Annotated in this window: 2 rRNA genes (1 of these 2 cut by a window edge); both read left to right on the top strand. The window is 50.3% G+C overall.

The annotated features are described in order from the left end of the window. Window positions 1-1644: ribosomal RNA gene (locus AC1RP1_RS07505) — 23S ribosomal RNA — on the top strand; it begins 1375 nt to the left of the window's first position. Window positions 1645-1729: 85 nt separating this feature from the next. Then, window positions 1730-1845, top strand: a 5S ribosomal RNA gene (gene rrf / locus AC1RP1_RS07500). Window position 1846 lies beyond the last annotated feature (1 nt).

The raw sequence follows: 1846 nt of genomic DNA, 5'->3' as shown, positions 1-1846 counted from the left end.
AGTGGAGCGCTTAGAAGTGAGAATGCCGGTATGAGTAGCGAAAGACAGGTGAGAATCCTGTCCACCGAATGACTAAGGTTTCCTGGGGAAGGCTCGTCCTCCCAGGGTTAGTCGGGACCTAAGTCGAGGCCGAGAGGCGTAGACGATGGATAACAGGTTGAGATTCCTGTACTAGTTATATTTGTTTGAACGATGGAGGGACGCAGCAGGCTAAGGAAGCGCACTGATGGATATGTGCGTCCAAGCAATAAGTCTGAAGTTGAGTTAAATGCTTAACTTTAAGGACAAGTTGTGATGGGGAGCGAAATTAAGTAGCGAAGTAACTGATGTCACACTGCCAAGAAAAGCTTCTAGTTAGAATATAACTACCCGTACCGCAAACCGACACAGGTAGTCGAGGAGAGTATCCTAAGGTGTGCGAGAGAACTCTCGTTAAGGAACTCGGCAAAATGACCCCGTAACTTCGGGAGAAGGGGTGCTGACCGAAAGGTCAGCCGCAGTGAATAGGCCCAAACGACTGTTTATCAAAAACACAGGTTTCTGCAAAATCGTAAGATGACGTATAGGGGCTGACGCCTGCCCGGTGCTGGAAGGTTAAGAGGATGAGTTAGCTTCGGCGAAGCCCAGAATTGAAGCCCCAGTAAACGGCGGCCGTAACTATAACGGTCCTAAGGTAGCGAAATTCCTTGTCGGGTAAGTTCCGACCCGCACGAAAGGCGTAACGATTTGGGCACTGTCTCAACGAGAGACTCGGTGAAATTATAATACCCGTGAAGATGCGGGTTACCCGCGACAGGACGGAAAGACCCCATGGAGCTTTACTGTAGCTTGATATTGAGTGTTTGTATAACTTGTACAGGATAGGTAGGAGCCGTAGAGACCGGAACGCTAGTTTCGGAGGAGGCATTGGTGGGATACTACCCTCGTTGTATGAACACTCTAACCCTCGCCACTAATCGTGGTGGGAGACAGTGTCAGGTGGGCAGTTTGACTGGGGCGGTCGCCTCCTAAAAGGTAACGGAGGCGCCCAAAGGTTCCCTCAGAATGGTTGGAAATCATTCGCAGAGTGTAAAGGCACAAGGGAGCTTGACTGCGAGACTTACAGGTCGAGCAGGGACGAAAGTCGGGCTTAGTGATCCGGTGGTTCCGTATGGAAGGGCCATCGCTCAACGGATAAAAGCTACCCTGGGGATAACAGGCTTATCTCCCCCAAGAGTCCACATCGACGGGGAGGTTTGGCACCTCGATGTCGGCTCATCGCATCCTGGGGCTGTAGTCGGTCCCAAGGGTTGGGCTGTTCGCCCATTAAAGCGGTACGCGAGCTGGGTTCAGAACGTCGTGAGACAGTTCGGTCCCTATCCGTCGCGGGCGTAGGAAATTTGAGAGGAGCTGTCCTTAGTACGAGAGGACCGGGATGGACATACCTCTGGTGTACCAGTTGTTCTGCCAAGGGCATCGCTGGGTAGCTATGTATGGATGAGATAAACGCTGAAAGCATCTAAGTGTGAAGCTCACCTCGAGATTAGATTTCCCATTCCTTTATGGAAGTAAGACCCCTGAAAGATTATCAGGTAGATAGGTTGGAAGTGGAAGTACAGTGATGTATGGAGCGGACCAATACTAATCGGTCGAGGACTTAACCACAAAGTGGTGTGAAACGGTGTACGGCTTAAAAATCAATGATAAATATTAGCTAGTTTTGAGAGAATAAGTTTTCTCAAAAAAAGAGTGTGGTGGCGATAGCAAGAAGGATACACCTGTTCCCATGTCGAACACAGAAGTTAAGCTTCTTAGCGCCAAGAGTAGTTGGGGGTCGCCCCCTGCGAGGGTAGGACGTTGCCATGCT

Source organism: Dellaglioa sp. CoH-56-MRSF-13 (assembly GCF_056782095.1).
Note: the sequence above shows the minus strand (reverse complement) of the source record. Positions and strands in the feature narration are given on the sequence as shown.